The 12,521-nt window shown below is 61.8% G+C and carries 9 protein-coding genes; 8 read left to right on the top strand and 1 reads right to left on the bottom strand.

What is annotated here, in order from left to right:
* Positions 1-63 precede the first annotated feature (63 nt).
* The 8 genes from iolD (at position 64) to QMX88_RS20080 (ending at position 11,586) form a co-directional block, all read left to right on the top strand.
* A complete protein-coding gene (gene iolD / locus QMX88_RS20115) occupies positions 64-1,995 on the top strand; it encodes a 3D-(3,5/4)-trihydroxycyclohexane-1,2-dione acylhydrolase (decyclizing) (protein WP_282371976.1) in 1,932 nt (643 codons plus the stop codon).
* A 31-nt stretch (positions 1,996-2,026) separates the two neighbouring features.
* Entirely contained in the window at positions 2,027-3,046 is a 1,020-nt protein-coding gene (locus QMX88_RS20110) for a Gfo/Idh/MocA family protein (protein ID WP_282371975.1), read from the top strand.
* A gap of 534 nt (positions 3,047-3,580) precedes the next feature.
* On the top strand, positions 3,581-4,507 hold the full coding sequence (locus tag QMX88_RS20105; protein WP_282371974.1) for a sugar ABC transporter substrate-binding protein: 927 nt from the start codon (positions 3,581-3,583) through the stop codon (positions 4,505-4,507).
* A gap of 80 nt (positions 4,508-4,587) precedes the next feature.
* Complete coding sequence (locus tag QMX88_RS20100) at positions 4,588-6,150, top strand: sugar ABC transporter ATP-binding protein (protein ID WP_282371973.1); 1,563 nt, start codon at positions 4,588-4,590, stop codon at positions 6,148-6,150.
* A gap of 109 nt (positions 6,151-6,259) precedes the next feature.
* Positions 6,260-7,282, top strand: a complete 1,023-nt coding sequence (locus QMX88_RS20095; protein WP_192174120.1) for an ABC transporter permease — start codon at positions 6,260-6,262, stop codon at positions 7,280-7,282.
* 348 nt (positions 7,283-7,630) lie between these two features.
* Entirely contained in the window at positions 7,631-8,035 is a 405-nt protein-coding gene (locus QMX88_RS20090) for a TraR/DksA family transcriptional regulator (RefSeq protein WP_122537744.1), read from the top strand.
* Between the two features lie 126 nt (positions 8,036-8,161).
* Positions 8,162-9,856 (top strand): methyl-accepting chemotaxis protein, encoded by a 1,695-nt coding sequence (locus QMX88_RS20085; protein WP_442969479.1) that lies wholly within the window; start codon positions 8,162-8,164, stop codon positions 9,854-9,856.
* A gap of 266 nt (positions 9,857-10,122) precedes the next feature.
* On the top strand, positions 10,123-11,586 hold the full coding sequence (locus QMX88_RS20080) for a T6SS phospholipase effector Tle1-like catalytic domain-containing protein (protein WP_282371971.1): 1,464 nt from the start codon (positions 10,123-10,125) through the stop codon (positions 11,584-11,586).
* 96 nt (positions 11,587-11,682) lie between these two features.
* Here QMX88_RS20080 and QMX88_RS20075 read toward each other — a convergent pair whose 3' ends face one another.
* Complete coding sequence (locus QMX88_RS20075) at positions 11,683-11,919, bottom strand: DUF2789 family protein (protein WP_192174044.1); 237 nt, start codon at positions 11,917-11,919, stop codon at positions 11,683-11,685.
* Between the last annotated feature and the right edge of the window lie 602 nt (positions 11,920-12,521).

Here is a 12,521-nt window from a genome sequence, read left to right as displayed (position 1 = left end):
TCAGCCAAGTCCGCTAACCATTCCCCGGGCATCCATCACCGCCAATAACAACAAGGTGCAAGCATGACCACGACTCGATTGACCATGGCCCAGGCCCTGGTGAAGTTTCTCGATAACCAGTACGTCGAAGTCGACGGCGTGCAGAGCAAGTTCGTCGCCGGGATGTTCACCATTTTCGGCCACGGCAACGTGCTCGGTCTGGGCCAGGCCCTGGAGCAGGACCGCGGCGACCTGATCGTCCATCAAGGCCGCAACGAACAAGGCATGTGCCACGCTGCCATGGGGTTTGCCAAGCAACACCTGCGCCGCAAGATCTACGCCTGTACCTCATCGGTCGGCCCCGGCGCCGCCAACATGATCACCGCCGCAGCCACCGCATCGGCCAACCGCATACCGCTGCTGTTGCTGCCCGGCGATGTCTACGCCAGTCGCCAGCCCGATCCGGTGCTGCAACAGATCGAACAGTTCCACGACCTCAGCATCAGCACCAACGACGCCTTCAAGGCCGTGAGCAAATACTGGGACCGCATCAACCGCCCCGAACAGCTGATGAGCGCCGCCCTCAACGCCATGCGCGTGCTCACCGACCCTGCCGAAACCGGCGCCGTCACCCTGGCGCTGCCCCAGGACGTACAAGCCGAGGCCTACGACTACCCCGATTCCTTCCTGCAAAAACGCGTGCACCGCATCGACCGCCGTCCGCCCACCGAAGCGATGCTCAATGACGCCGTGGCGCTGCTCAAGGGCAAACGCAAACCGCTGCTGATCTGTGGCGGCGGCGTGCGTTATTCCGGCGCGGCCGCCGAGCTGCAGGCGTTCGCCGAGCGCTTCGGCATTCCGTTCAGCGAAACCCAGGCCGGCAAGAGCGCCATCGTTTCCGCCCATCCGTTGAACATGGGCGGCATCGGCGAGACCGGCACGCTGGCGGCCAATACCCTGGCGCGGGAAGCGGACCTGATCATCGGCGTCGGGACCCGTTACAGCGACTTCACCACCGGCTCGAAATCCCTGTTCCAGAACCCTGACGTGCAGTTCCTCAACCTCAACGTCGGCGCCTTCGATGTGCAAAAGCTCGATGGCGTGCAGGTGCTGGCCGATGCGCGCCTGGCGCTTCGTTCCCTGGCGGATCAGCTGGGCGACTACCGCGCGCAGTGGGGCGATCAGCCGCGCGAGGCAAGGGCTGCTCTGGAGGCGGAAGTGGATCGGCTGTACGCCGTGGAATACCAGACCGAAGACTTCGAGCCGGAAGTCAGCGGCCACCTTGACCCCCAGGTGCTGCGCGACTTCATCGAGATGACCGGTTCGTGCCTGACCCAGAGCCGCGTGCTGGGCGTGCTCAACCAGCAATTGCCTGCGGACGCGGTGATCGTCGCGGCGGCCGGCAGTCTGCCCGGCGATTTGCAGCGGGCGTGGCGCAGCACCAGTGTCGACAGTTATCACGTCGAGTACGGCTATTCGTGCATGGGCTATGAGATCAACGCCGCGTTGGGCGTGAAAATGGCAGCGCCCCAGCGTGAGGTGTACGCCCTGGTGGGCGACGGTTCCTACATGATGCTGCACTCGGAACTGGCCACCTCGATTCAGGAGCGGCGCAAGATCAACGTGATACTGCTCGACAACATGGCCTTCGGTTGCATCAACAATTTGCAGATGGGCAACGGCATGGGCAGTTTCGGCACCGAGTTCCGCTACCGCAATCCCGAGACCGGTCAGCTGGATGGTGATTTCGTGCCGGTGGATTTTGCGATGAGTGCCGCGGCGTATGGCTGCAAGACCTACAAAGTCAGCAACGCTCAAGAGCTGGAAGCGGCACTGGCCGATGCGCGCAGGCAGACCGTTTCGACGCTGATCGACATCAAGGTACTGCCGAAAACCATGATCCACGGCTACCTGTCGTGGTGGCGCGTGGGCGTGGCGCAGGTGTCGACCACCGGTACCACCGCCGAGGCGTACGAGCGGCAAAAAGCGGCGTTGGCCAAGGCCCGTCAGTATTGAACACGCTTCTGCAGGGACAGGACATTCACCCATGAAAATCGGACTCATCGGCTACGGAAAGGGCGGGCGCTATTTTCACGCACCGCTGATCGCCAGCCTGCCCGGCGTGACCTTTGCCGGCGTGGTCACCCGCTCGCCGGAACGCCGGCAGGACCTGCGGAACGACTACCCCAAAGTCCCGGCCTTCGACAGCCTCGCCGATCTGGTCGCCGCCGGGGTCGATGCGGTGGTGATTTCGACGCCGCTGGCCTCCCGGCGGGCATTGATTCTCGAAGCCATCGAACTCGGCGTCCCGGTCGTCAGCGACAAGCCCTTTGCGCCGGATGCCCAGGCCGCTCAGGAACTGGTGGACGCCGCCGAACGCCGAGGGGTGCTGTTGGGCGTGTACCAGAACCGTCGCTGGGACTCGGATTTTCTCACCGTGCGCAAACTGATTGATCAAGGCGTTCTCGGCGACATCAGCCGCTTCGAGTCCCGGGTCGAGCGCTATTCGCCCACGTCGGTTGGCAAGGAAAGCGGCGGCGGCATTCTGCGGGATCTCGGCAGCCATCTGGTGGATCAGACGCTGCTGCTGTTCGGGCCGGTGAAGCGGGTGTACGCCGAGCTTGAGTTCGCGACCCCTGGGCAGAAAGTTGATCACGGCTTCTTCATGTCACTGACCCATGCCAACGGCGTGGTTTCGCACCTCTGGGGCAACTGCCTGCAAAACGCCCAGGGCCCGCGATTTCGGGTCAACGGTTCACAGGGCTGCTATACCGTCGAGGGCCTCGACGGTCAGGAGGCTGCTGCACTGGCCGGGTTGTCACCCAAGTCCGAAGGCGAACGCTGGGGCGTGGAAGAACACCGACGCTGGGGCTGGTTTGAGCAGGGCGAGCACCGCGAGCGGGTCCCGTCGGAGCGTGGCTGCTGGACCGAGTTTTACCGGCAATGGCAGGAGGCGGTGATGAATCAGGGGCGCAGTCCTGTGGATGCAAACGATGCGGTGGCCTCGGCCAGGGTGCTGGATGCCGCAAGAATCAGCGCGATGGAGGGCAGGGTGGTGGTGCTGTGAAAAGCACACGCAGATGCCCTGTGAGGCACTGCGCTACACCCACCAACAGCCCAGATGGGGCGCACCAAAACGAAAATAGAAATTAATTCTAAAAGCTGTTGAAGTAGAAATTATTTTCCAATAGAGTCATTTCCAGGTTGCCGACGATCGCCGTCAGCGCCTGGTGCCGGGTCTCCCGACAGCAGGCCGAACGAGCGACACAAAAACAAGAAAGCCAATCGCAGACAGGTACCGCCGATGAACATCTTCAGATCAGCCGCCAAGGCTTGCCGCCCCTTCTTACTCGCGCTTCCCGCCATTCCCCGAGCTGTTTCCCGCACATTCATCAACGCTGCCCCTGCGTTCGAATCCGCCCTCGAAACCATCGCCCACGTGCTCTGCGTCGAAAGTCGCGGCGTTGTGGTGTGCGGGGCATCGGGCGGTTCGGTCGCGCACCTTTCAGACGCGGCGTCTTCTGCTCCGCGCTAAACGCCAGCACCTCCAGCAGTCGTTATCCCGCTATTACAACAACAAGAATCTGGAGAAAGACCGTTCATGAATACCTCACTCCGTTTCACCTCACTCGCCCTGGCCCTGATGCTGAGCAGCGGCGTCACCCTGGCGGCCGACCTGAAGATTGGCGTGTCCATGTCTCAGTTCGACGATACGTACCTGACCTACATGCGCGAGGACATGGACAAGAAAGTCAAAGCCATGGGCGGCGTCGATCTGCAGTTCGTGGATGGTCGCAATGACGTGAACAAACAGCTCGATCAGGTGCAGGAGCTGATTGGCAAGAAGGTCGACGCACTGATCGTCAACCCCGTCGACACCGAAGCCACCGTGAAGATCACCAAGGCTGCCACGGATGCCGGCATTCCGCTGGTCTACGTCAACCGCCGTCCGGACGATCCGAAGTTGCCCGCAGGCGTTGCCTCCGTGACCTCCGACGACAAGGAAGCCGGGCGCATGCAGATGGAATACCTGGCCAAGAAAATGAACGGCAAGGGCAACGTCGTCATCTTGCTCGGTGAACTGGCCAACAACTCGACGCGCGACCGCACGGCGGGGGTCAAGGAAGTGCTGAAAAACTACCCTGACATCAAGGTCACCCAGGAGCAGACCGGCGCCTGGCAGCGGCAGAAAGGCATGGACGTCACCAATGACTGGCTGACCCAGGGCCGCGACTTCAAGGCGGTCATCTCCAACAACGACGAAATGGCCATCGGTGCGGCCATGGCCCTGAAGCAGGCCGGCAAAAAAGGTGAGGTGTTTGTGGCCGGTGTCGACGGCACGCCGGACGGCCTGAGCGCGGTCAAGAAAGGCGACCTCTCGGTCTCGGTGTTTCAGGACGCCAAAGGGCAGGGCGAGGGCGCGATTGACGCGGCCGTGAAGCTGGCGAAGAAGGAAACGCTGCCCGAACAGGCCATCGTGATTCCCTTCAAGCTGATCACCCCGGACAACGTCAACACCTTCAAATAACCGCTTACCTCACACCGACTGACACCCGGCAGAGCGCCGCCGTGCCTCTGCCGCCCCTGTCACCCGAGGAGCCTGTGACCATGTTCGCTTCCGCAACCGCTTCGGCTTCAAACAATCCACCCGCTTCCGGGAGGGCGAGCGACGCCGAGCACCCTTATCTGCTGGAAATCACCAACATCAGCAAGGGCTTCCCCGGGGTGGTGGCGCTGGATAACGTGCAACTGCGCGTGCGGCCCGGCAGTGTGCTGGCGCTGATGGGCGAGAACGGCGCGGGCAAGTCCACGCTGATGAAAATCATCGCCGGTATCTACCAGCCCGACACCGGCGAAATCCGCCTGCGCGGCAAACCGGTGGTGTTCCAGTCGCCGCTGGCGGCGCTGCAATCGGGCATCGCCATGATCCATCAGGAACTCAACCTGATGCCGCACATGAGCATCGCCGAGAACATTTGGATCGGCCGTGAGCAGCTTAACGGCCTGCACATGGTCGACCATCGCGCGATGCACCGCTGCACGGCGGAATTGCTCGAACGCCTGCGCATCAACCTCGATCCGGAAGAAATGGTCGGCAACCTGAGCATCGCCGAACGGCAGATGGTCGAGATCGCCAAGGCCGTTTCCTACGACTCCGACGTCTTGATCATGGACGAGCCGACCTCCGCCATCACTGAGACGGAGGTGGCCCACCTGTTTTCGATCATTGCCGACCTGCGCGCCCAGGGTAAGGGCATCATCTACATCACCCACAAGATGAATGAAGTGTTCGCCATCGCCGATGAAGTGGCGGTGTTCCGCGACGGCGCCTATATCGGCCTGCAGCGGGCCGACAGCATGAACGGCGACAGCCTGATTTCCATGATGGTCGGCCGTGAACTGACCCAGCTGTTTCCCGAACGCGACCAGCCCGTCGGCAAGCTGCTGCTGTCGGTGCGCGACCTGGCGCTGGACGGCGTGTTCGAGGGCGTGTCGTTCGACCTGCACGCGGGCGAAGTACTCGGCATCGCCGGGCTGATGGGCTCGGGACGCACCAACGTCGCTGAAACGATCTTCGGCATCACCCCGAGCACGGGCGGGGAAATCCTCCTCGACGGCACTGCGATCCGGGTCAGCGACCCGCACTTCGCCATCGAAAAGGGCTTCGCGCTGCTCACCGAAGACCGCAAGCTCAGCGGCCTGTTTCCGTGCCTGTCGGTGGGTGAAAACATGGAAATGGCCGTGCTGCCCCATTACGTCGGCAACGGTTTCGTCCATCAGAAAGCCCTGCGCGTGCTGTGCGAAGACATGTGCAAAAAACTGCGGGTGAAGACGCCGTCCCTTGAGCAGTGCATCGACACGCTGTCCGGCGGCAATCAGCAGAAAGCCCTGCTGGCGCGCTGGCTGATGACCAACCCGCGGGTGCTGATTCTCGATGAGCCGACCCGTGGCATCGACGTCGGCGCCAAGGCCGAGATTTACCGGCTGATTTCCCTGCTCGCCAGCGAAGGCATGGCGGTGATCATGATTTCTTCCGAACTGCCGGAAGTGCTGGGCATGAGTGACCGGGTCATGGTCATGCATGAAGGCGAAATGATGGGCACCCTCGACCGCGCCGACGCCACCCAGGAACGGGTCATGCACCTGGCGTCCGGAAACCCTGTTCACTGATCCCCATTCACACGATCGCTGGCGACAGAAGCGCCGATTCAAGCACTGCGCCACGCCCCAGTGGCAATGCCCCGGTCGGGTCGAACAAGAACAAGAGGCACACATGAAGATGAACGCGATGCTGGAAAACAAACCCGCGCTGGCGCCTCGCAAGCACAAACGCCGGCTGCCCACTGAACTGAGCATTTTTCTGGTGCTGATCGGCATCGGCCTGATATTCGAGCTGTTTGGCTGGATCGTCCGCGATCAGAGCTTTCTGATGAATTCCCAGCGGCTGGTGCTGATGATTCTGCAGGTGTCGATCATTGGCCTGCTGGCCATTGGGGTGACTCAGGTCATCATCACCACCGGCATCGACTTGTCGTCAGGCTCGGTGCTGGCGCTGTCGGCAATGATTGCCGCCAGCCTGGCGCAATCGTCGGATTACACCCGGGCGGTGTTTCCGTCGCTGACCGACCTGCCGGTGTGGGCGCCGGTCATCGCCGGGCTTGGGGTGGGTCTGCTCGCCGGGGCGATCAACGGCAGCATCATCGCCATCACCGGCATCCCGCCGTTCATCGCGACGCTGGGCATGATGGTGTCGGCGCGGGGCCTGGCTCGCTATTACACCGGCGGTCAGCCGGTGAGCATGCTCAATGATTCCTACACTGCGATCGGCCAGGGCGCCATGCCGGTGATCATCTTTCTGGTGGTCGCGGTGATCTTTCACATCGCCCTGCGTTACACCAAATACGGCAAATACACCTACGCCATCGGCGGCAACATGCAAGCGGCGCGCACCTCGGGGATCAACGTCAAGCGTCATCTGGTGATCGTCTACAGCATCGCCGGTCTGCTGGCCGGGCTGGCAGGCGTCGTCGCCTCGGCGCGGGCGGCCACGGGGCAGGCCGGGATGGGCGTTTCCTACGAGCTGGACGCCATCGCGGCGGCGGTAATCGGCGGCACCAGCCTCGCCGGTGGCGTGGGGCGGATCACCGGCACGGTCATCGGCGCGCTGATTCTCGGGGTCATGGCCAGCGGCTTTACCTTCGTCGGCGTCGATGCCTACGTGCAGGACATCATCAAGGGCCTGATCATCGTCATCGCTGTGGTCATCGATCAGTATCGCAACAAGCGCAAACTCAAGCGCTGAGTCGTTCAGGTGTTATCGAAGAGGGCCTGTTGTCAGGCCCTTTTCGTTTTTCATCGGTTTGAACCGATCAGGTCACGGTCGGTCAGACACCATCTGCCTCGTTTCGAGGACGCCCGGGCCGGGTGAAGGGTGCGATCAAACCCCGGCGCGACCCAATGCCACCGGGTATTCAAACCCTTGTTGGACGAATCCTGATCAATTATGTTGCCGAGTACCGAACCCGGCCTTAGACTGCCGCCCCTCGTAAATTGAGTGCCAAGCGGCGCTTCGAGACTACGGCGCGTTTAATGCCAGGTTGAGGCGCACCTTTGAGATCGCCTTAATGCACGTTTTTTTATAGAGAAATCAATGACCAAGGAAAAGTTGCTGGCGATGCCGGCCGATGACTACATGAACGCCGAGCAGCACGCGTTCTTCGTCGACCTGTTGCAAGCCATGAAAGTCGAAATCCACGAGCGCATCGAGCAGAGCCGTATCGCGATCGAAAGCCTGGACACCCCGGCTGACCCGGCCGACGCCGCTTCCGTGGAAGAAGAGCGCCACTGGCTGGTGAACGTGATTGACCGCGATCAGCGCATGCTGCCACAGCTGGAAATGGCCTTGAGCCGTATCGCTGACGACAGTTTTGGCTGGTGCGAAGACAGCGGCGAGCCCATTGGCCTCAAGCGCCTGCTGATCAGCCCGACCACCAAGTACTGCATCGAAGCTCAGGAACGTCACGAGCAGATCGACCGCCACCAGCGTCAGGCGTGATCCCTCTGGTTCGACCGCCCGCAACGGGTGGTCGAGCCGTTCCATTGCTTATCCCTTACGCGCTGACTGCGTAACCCCTTCCTTCGCCGCACATTCCGACCGACTACCACCAATGACTCATGGCGCATGGCCGCTATTTGGGCGTTTAATGCTTTCACAATAATGAAAGCAGGGCAGGTCCCGGACATGGATGCGAAAGGTCGTCACGCCGCAACACCCTCTCAACCCGCTCACGGGGCTCCCGACAAGCAGATCGCCGCCGGTTCGCGCTGGCTGACGCCCGGCCTGCAAAGCCTTGGCCTGTGCCTGCTGTTCGCGGCGATGGTCTGGGGTGGTGTGTCGGTTTATGTGTGCCTGCTCATTGGGCTGTTGATCCTATGGTTGCCAATTTTGTTACCGTCGCTGTTCGCCGGCCGAACGCCGGTGGCACCGGAAGAAGCGGGCGAAGACGGCATGACCCGTCTGACCCGCGATCTGTCCCGGAGCACCAGTCACAACGCGCTGTCTGCTGCGGCCGTGGCGTTTTCCGTCAGGCAGCTGGCGGGCAAGCTGCAGTCCCAGGTTAATGCCGCCGAGCAGATCGTCAGCAGCGCCGACGTGATGATCGCCACCGAGCGCGCCACTTCCACGCTTAGCCAGCAAGCGCTGTCCGCCGCCAGCCAAGCGCGGGAGAGCAGCGGCGCGGGGCTTGACGTCCTCAATGAATCCATCGGCCTGATGCACCAACTCAGCGAACGGGCCGACAGCAGCCGTGAACTCATCGAAGCCCTCAGCCAGCGCAGCGAAGACATCCAGCGTGTCACGGCGGTGATTCAGTCCATCGCCAGCCAGACCAATCTGCTCGCCCTGAACGCCGCCATCGAAGCCGCGCGCGCCGGCGAACACGGCCGTGGCTTTGCCGTTGTGGCCGACGAAGTGCGCGGGCTGGCCGGGCGCACGGCGACGGCGACCAGTGAAGTGGGGGAGATGGTCGTCGATATTCAGCAGCGCACCCGTCAGGTGGTCGAGCAGATTCGGCAGTTATCGGGCGACCTGAGTGGCGGCGTCGCCCAGGTCGAATCCACCGGGCAGCAACTGGCGAACATCGCTCAGCTGGCGGTTGGGGTAGAGCAACAGGTGGGTGAAATCGCGCGGGGCGCCCAGACCAATCAGGAGCAACTGAGCAGCCTGTTCGTGGCGGTGGAGCAAATGCGCAGCGACCTTGCGATCAGCGATGACCAGACCCGGCGCCTGGCGCAGTCGGCGTTGCAGATGGAAGAGCAGGCGGAAACCATCAGCGAGCGCCTGGCTCAGGTCGGCCTTGATGACTACCACCAGCGCATTTATGACCTCGCCCGGGAAGGCGCCAGCCAGATCGCCGCGACGTTCGAGCAGGACATCGATCAGGGCCGGGTCAGCCTGACCGATCTGTTCGACCGCACTTACCAGCCCATCCCCAATACCTCGCCGGCCAAGTACCAGACGCGCTTCGACCGCTACACCGATCAAACGCTGCCGGCCATTCAGGAACCGCTGCTGACGCGTCATGAGGGTCTGGTTTTCGCCATCGCCTGCACGCAGCAGGGTTACGTGCCGACCCACAATCAGGTGTTCAGCCGGCCGCTGACGGGTGATACGGCGGTCGACGCGGTGAACAACCGCACCAAGCGCAAGTTCGACGACCGCACCGGCATTCGCTGTGGCAGTCACCAGCAGCCGGTGCTGTTGCAGACCTACACCCGCGACACCGGCGAACTGATGCACGATCTTTCCGTGCCCATCGTCGTCAAGGGCCGACATTGGGGCGGGCTGCGGCTGGGTTATAGGCCGGAGAAAAGCTGAGGATCAAGCTGCAAGCTGCAAGTGAAGAGCAGTTATCAGTGATCGCGCGTCTTGTGGCTTGCCGCTTGAAGCTTGCAGATCTTCGGGGAGCGTCAATTGTACGACTTAGGCCCTTTAATTATTTAACCGTCCGATATTGAAGTAGGACGCGTCTGAAGTGCAGTTCCATCGGTTGACGGAACGTTAACTGCGATCATCCTGTGAGTATATGTCCGAATATGTAATCGCCTGTTCGGGACTCATGTCAGTACTCACGGATGAATCAAATGACAAAAAAAACTATCAGTCACGCGTCGGCCGATTCCCGCGCCGGCGCGCAGCAGGTCACCGTTCGCTTAGGTGTGTTTTTCGACGGGACCGGCAATAACCGGGTGAACAGCCAGATCGGCGCCGACTGCCAGGCCATGGCGGAAGTCTACGGCGGCGTGCATATAAAAGAATGTGGCGGTCGGCACACTGACGCCGGCAGCAGTTACAGCAACAGCCCGACCAATATCGCGCGACTGGCCGGGTTATATAAACAACAGCGCAAGGCAATCGTTAATGCAGACGGCCTGTTTGTGTATGGCGCGGTGTATGTCAGTGGCGTTGGCACGACCTCTGGCGGGCGCGATTCCCGTTTGTCAGGCCAGGGCTTCGGTCGCGGCACCACTGGCGTGGTGGCGAAAGTGTTGCGTGGCATCAAAAAGCTTGCCGATGAACTTCACACGTTTGAAAGCGACAACCCGGGTTGTGTCATCGGGGCGCTGGAGCTGGACGTGTTTGGCTTCAGTCGGGGAGCGGCGTCGGCCCGGCATCTGGCCAACGAAGTGCTGAAAAAATCCCGTGGCGCGCTGGACCCCGTGCTCGACCCCCGCAAGCTGCCGCTTTCGGACAGCTTTTCATGGGCCAGTGGCAGCGTGCGGTTGAAGGTCATCGGCCTGTTCGACACGGTCGCCGCCGTGGGCGGGATTTCCGATCTGGGCAGCGTTCGGGATGCGGTCAACAAGCGGGTCAATCTGTTTTTGCCCCCCGGGTGCGCGCAGCAAGTGCTGCACCTGGTGGCCGGCGATGAGCATCGGCGCAACTTCGTGCTCAACAGTGTCAAGCCCGACTGGCCCCAGGAAATCGTACTGCCCGGCAGCCATTCGGACATCGGTGGCGGCTATCAGCCCCAGGAAATGGAGAAAGTCTCGCTGTTCCGGCCTCGCCGCAGCCTGGTGAGCGTCAGCACGCCTTATGACACGACGGATGCCTGGCTGCAGGCCCACGCCGAGCTGTCCACGCTTGATGCGGGGCGTCTGCTCGACCCCACCGATGACAGCGCCTCGCTGGGCGTGGAATGTTTCGAACGGTTCGCCAGCAGCTCACGCGGGGTCAAGACAGTGGTGGCGACGGTGAAGCTGGAGCGACGCGTCTACAACCACCTTGCCCTTGTTTACCTGCGGCTGATGCACGCGCTCGCATGCGATGAGGGCGTTCCGTTCCTGCCCATCAAAGAATCAGCGGAAACAAGCCTGCCACCGGAGTTGCGGCCCATAGCCGCCAAGCTGATCAGCCACGCCAAAGGGGAGGGCGGTGCGTTGAGTGACGCCGAGCAGACGCTGTTGTATCGGCGCTACATCCATCGCTCGGCCCACTGGAACAATGCCCGACGCGACTCGCTGGTCGATGGGTTGTTCGTGCATGCCCCTGCGCTCAATGGCCGGCAGACGTTCACCAATCTTGGTCAACTTGCTTATCCACAGTGAGCGAAATGCATTGAAGCAACGGGTGGCGATGATGGCGAATCCGGCAAAAAAAATGGCGGCCTTGGTAGGCCGCCATTTTTTTGCACGTGCGACGGGTCAGGTCGGGGTGTGCAGCAAGACGTTCAGCTCATCGACGATGGGTGCCCAGTCATCATCCAGCTGAATTTTTTCCTTGAGCAGCGCCCCTTGTTGCGGCGACCAGAACTCGGCTTCGGACACTTTCACACCTTCCGGCAGATGATGCCCGGCGACGAACGCGTCGATGCTGGCCTGATCGGACTCCAGCCCCAATTGTTCGAACAACAGCTCAAGCGACGGCGTCATGATTTCCATTTTTTCTCCCGAACGGGTCAAGGACCCGGATTGGCGTGGTCAGTGAGTAACCTTCTGTTGCATGGGAGTGCGCGGGGCAGGCAAGAGTTCTAACTGATTGCCCGAAGGGGCACTGACACACCGCGTGCTTTTAGTGGGACCGGCTTCAGCCGGGAAAGCGTCAGGCGCCACGCCGCAGAATTGAGGGTGCCCCGTCAGGCCTCTTCCCGGCTAAAGCCAGTCCTACGGACACCCTGCGTGCTTTTAGTGGGACCGGCTTCAGCCGGGAAAGCGTCAGGTGTCACACCGAAGAATTGAGGGCGCCCAAACAGGCCTCTTCCCGGCTAAAGCCAGTCCTTCGGACACCCTGCGTGCTTTTAGTGGGACCGGCTTCAGCCGGGAAAGCGTCAGGTGTCACACCGAAGAATTGAGGGTGATCAAACAGGCCTCTTCCCGGCTGAAGCCGGTCCTACAGACACCCTGCGTGCTTTTTGTAGGACCGGCTTCAGCCGGGAAAGCGTCAGGTGTCACACCGAAGAATTGAGGGCGCCCAAACAGGCCTCTTCCCGGCTAAAGCCAGTCCTTCGGACACCCTGCGTGCTTTTAGTGGGACCGGCTTCAGC

This window comes from Pseudomonas sp. PS02290 (assembly GCF_029960075.1).
GTDB lineage: Bacteria > Pseudomonadota > Gammaproteobacteria > Pseudomonadales > Pseudomonadaceae > Aquipseudomonas.
Note: the sequence above shows the minus strand (reverse complement) of the source record. Positions and strands in the feature narration are given on the sequence as shown.